General features: G+C 72.3%; 3 protein-coding genes. All 3 read left to right on the plus strand.

Going from position 1 to position 3,755, the window contains the following annotated elements; all coding sequences use genetic code 11:
* Positions 1-65 precede the first annotated feature (65 nt).
* Positions 66-1,697 (plus strand): leucyl aminopeptidase, encoded by a 1,632-nt coding sequence (locus AC5LSR_RS23625; protein WP_250286852.1) that lies wholly within the window; start codon positions 66-68, stop codon positions 1,695-1,697.
* A gap of 153 nt (positions 1,698-1,850) precedes the next feature.
* Complete coding sequence (lpdA, locus tag AC5LSR_RS23630) at positions 1,851-3,233, plus strand: dihydrolipoyl dehydrogenase (protein ID WP_250286854.1); 1,383 nt, start codon at positions 1,851-1,853, stop codon at positions 3,231-3,233.
* A 280-nt stretch (positions 3,234-3,513) separates the two neighbouring features.
* A partial coding sequence (locus AC5LSR_RS23635) for a biotin/lipoyl-containing protein (RefSeq protein ID WP_493469054.1) occupies positions 3,514-3,755 on the plus strand: 242 nt, incomplete at its 3' end.

Below are 3,755 nucleotides of genomic sequence, written 5' to 3' on the forward strand. Positions count from 1 at the left end.
GCTGTGGGACGGTGTGGAGGACCCGGCTCTGCATCGTCCTGTGGTGTGTTCCGTAGTCTCTCGGCATGACCGTGACTGCCGTGACAACCTCATCCGTGCTGGATCTTGATGCTGACGCGCTGGTGATCGGTGTCGCGACGGGCAAGGACGGTCCCATCCCGCTCGGTGGCACCGAGGAGCTGGACATGGCACTCGGTGGCCGGCTCGCGACGGTCCTCGCCGACCTGGGGGCCACCGGCAAGGCCGGTGACCTGGTCCGGTTCGCGACTCTGGGGACCCTGCGCATCCCGACGGTGCTCGCGGTCGGCGTCGGCGCGCCGCCGGCACAGCCGCCGGCGGCGGGCACATCACCAGCGGATACGGGCGCGGACGAGGGCACCGGGGCGGCTGCGGACGCGGCGGCGGCCGACGGCGGCATCGGCCATGAGACGCTGCGCCGCGCGGCCGGGGCGGCCATGCGCGCGCTCGCCGGCACCAGCCGGGTGGCCACCACCCTCGCCCTCGTCGCCGGCACCCCCGGGCCGGCGCGGCTGCGCGCCGTGGCCGAGGGATCGCTGCTCGGCGCCTACGCCTTCCGGGAGTTCCGGGCCACGTCCGCGGACGACCACCGTCTGCCCGTGAGCGAAATCACATTCGTGGTGGACGACGTGTCCCAGGCCGCCGCCGACGACGCGGTGCGCCGGGCCGGCGTCGCGGTGGAGTCCGTGGCGCTCGTCCGCGACCTCGTCAACACCCCGCCCGGGCATCTGCCGCCGGCGACGTTCGCCGAGATCGCGGCCCGGCGCGCGGGCGAGGTGGGCGTCACCGTCGACGTGCTCGACGAGCGGGCGCTGGCCGACGGCGGGTTCGGCGGCATCCTCGGGGTGGGCCAGGGCTCGGTGAACCCGCCCCGCCTCGTCCGCCTGGAGTGGCGCCCGGCCGGTTCGCCGGCCGCCGAGCGGCCCGCGCTCACCCTCGTCGGCAAGGGCATCACGTTCGACTCGGGCGGCCTGTCGCTGAAGCCCGCGGGCGCGATGGAGTGGATGAAGACCGACATGGCGGGGGCCGCCTCGGTGCTCGCGACGCTCGTCGCGGCGGCCCGGCTGAACCTGCCGGTCCGCCTCGTCGGCTGGCTGCCGCTGGCGGAGAACATGCCCTCGGGCGGGGCGATCCGGCCGGGCGACGTCCTGGCCCTGCGCGGCGGCACCCGGGTGGAGGTGCTCAACACCGACGCGGAGGGACGCCTGGTCCTCGGTGACGCCCTCGCCCGCGCCGCCGAGGAGTCCCCCGCCCTGATCGTGGACGTCGCCACGCTCACCGGCGCGCAGATCGTCGCCCTGGGGCAGCGCACCGCCGGGGTGATGGGCCGCGGCGGCGGGGTCGACCGGGTCGTCGCGGCCGCCCGCGACAGCGGCGAGGCGGTGTGGCCGATGCCACTGCCGCCGGAGCTGCGCAAGGTGCTCGACTCGGCCGTCGCCGACCTGGCCAACGTCGCCGGTGGCGGCGGCCGGGAGGGCGGCATGCTCGTCGCCGCCCACTTCCTGAGCACCTTCGTGCCCGAGGACGTCCCCTGGGCGCACATCGACATCGCCGGGCCGTCCTGGAACGGCGGCGAACCGTACGGGCACACCCCCAGGGGCGGCACCGGGGTGATCGTCCGGACCCTGCTCCAACTCGCCGAGAACGTTGCCGGCAACCAGCGGCCGGACGTCCGGTGAACCAACTACCAGCGGGTAACGGGCACCGCACGGAAGTAGCCCGATGAAATACCGGCGTCATGCACCACAGTCGCGGCGGACCTCCGACGCCGCACTGAGGTGACATGAAAGACTGAACGCATCCTAACCAGTCAACGAGAAGGGACACCTGGCGTGGTGGACTCTGCGGCGGGTCCCGTCGACCTGGTCATCCTCGGCGGCGGCAGTGGCGGTTACGCGACGGCTCTGCGTGCCGCGGAGCTCGGCCTGACCGTTTCTCTGATCGAGAAGGACAAGCTGGGGGGAACGTGCCTGCATCGCGGGTGCATTCCGACCAAGGCGCTGCTGCACGCGGCGGAGGTCGCGGACAATATTCACGAAAGCGGTAGTTTCGGGATTCTGTCGACCTTCGAGGGAATCGACATCGCGAAGGTCAACTCCTACAAGGACTCGGTGGTCAGCAAGCTTTACCGCGGGCTGACCGGCCTGGTGAACACCCGTGGCATCGAGTTCGTCGAGGGCTACGGACGACTCGTGTCACCAACATCCGTCGCCGTGGGCGACAGGGTAGTCACCGGACGCCACGTCGTGCTGGCGACCGGGTCGCAGTCGAAGTCGCTGCCGGGCCTGGAGGTCGACCACCACCAGGTGATCACCAGCGACGACGCCCTCCGGCTCGACCGGGTGCCGGCATCCGCCGTGGTGCTCGGCGCCGGCGCGATCGGCTGCGAGTTCGCCTCGGTGTGGCGCTCCTTCGGCGCCGAGGTGACCATCGTCGAGGCCCTGCCCCACCTGGTGCCGCTGGAGGAGGAGTCCAGCTCCAAGCTGCTGGAGCGGGCCTTCCGCCGGCGCGGCATCAAGCAGCACCTCGGCGCCCGGTTCGCCGGTGTGAAGACCACCGACGAGGGTGTCACGGTGGCCCTCGAGGACGGCACGACCATCGAGGCCGAGCTGCTGCTGGTGGCGGTCGGGCGCGGGCCGGTGTCGGAGGGGCTGGGCTACGAGGAGGTCGGCATCGCGACGGACCGCGGGTACGTCCTCGTCGACCACCAGCTGCGCACCAACGTGCCGACCGTCTCCGCCATCGGCGACCTGCGCCCCGGCCTCCAGCTCGCCCACGTCGGCTTCGCCGAGGGGATCTTCCTCGCCGAGAGCCTGGCCGGGCTGGACCCGGCGCCGGTCGACTACGACAACATCCCGCGGGTCACCTACTCGCACCCCGAGGTGGCCTCGGTCGGTCTGACCTCGGCCGCGGCGGAGCAGCGGTACGGGGACATCGTCACCCAGACCTATGACCTGGCGGGCAACGGCAAGGCGCAGATCCTGCAGACCGCCGGCGCGGTGACGCTCGTGGCCGTGCCCGACGGCCCGGTGGTGGGCGTCCACATCGTCGGCGACCGGGCTGGCGAGCTGATCGCCGAAGCCCAGCTGATCACCAGCTGGGAGGCGCTGCCCGCCGAGGTGGCCCAGCTCATCCACCCGCACCCGACGTTGTCCGAGTCCATCGGTGAGGCGCATCTGGCGCTGGCCGGCAAGCCGCTGCACTCCCACAACTGACAGTCAGCACAGTCAACCGACCGATCGGGGGCCACGGATGCGCGACGCCGGCCACCGCCGCACACCCCCCGCCCCACTGGTAGTCACCAGGGCCCGCGGGTACACGACAGACACCATGATCGTGTACCCGCCCGCCCACCAGCCATCAGGGCCTGCGATGACGCGGCGGCAGGTGCCCGCCGCGTCATCGCAGGCCCTCCGAGTCGCCCCGCACCCATCGCGTTCGTAGCCGTTGCCCGTCGTCCACGGTCGGTCGGACGCCGCAAAGGAGCCCTACCCCATGTCTGTGTCCGTCACGATGCCCCGTCTGGGTGAGAGCGTGTCCGAGGGCACCGTCACCCGCTGGCTGAAGAAGGAAGGCGAGCGCGTCGAGGCCGACGAGCCGCTCCTCGAGGTCAGTACGGACAAGGTCGACACCGAGATCCCCGCACCCGCGTCCGGCGTGATCAGTGCCATCCGGGTGGCCGAGGACGAAACGGTCGAGGTCGGCGTCGAACTCGCCGTCATCGACGAGGGCGGCAC

Source organism: Protofrankia sp. CiP1_Cm_nod4 (assembly GCF_982290645.1).